Below are 222 nucleotides of genomic sequence, written 5' to 3'. Positions count from 1 at the left end.
TTAGCAAGTTTGCGTTCAATTCCGAATTTGCATGTTTTACGTCCTGCAGATGGTAACGAAACACGAGCAGCTTGGAAAATTGCTTTACAATCAAAAACAACACCAACTGTTCTTGTTTTAAGTCGTCAAAATTTACCAGCGATCAAAGGAACAAAAGAATCGGCTGATGATCAGGTGAGCAAGGGTGCATATGTAATTTCAGCTCAGCAAGGAGAAAAACCA

General features: G+C 39.6%; 1 pseudogene. It reads left to right on the top strand.

The annotated features are described in order from the left end of the window. Positions 1-222, top strand: a pseudogene (locus ACFSR0_RS08325) (transketolase); the annotation flags it as partial.

Source organism: Enterococcus camelliae (genome assembly GCF_042685105.1).
Lineage (GTDB): Bacteria > Bacillota > Bacilli > Lactobacillales > Enterococcaceae > Enterococcus_G > Enterococcus_G camelliae.
The sequence above is the reverse complement of the archived record's forward strand: the minus strand, read 5'-3'. Positions and strand labels throughout refer to the sequence as shown.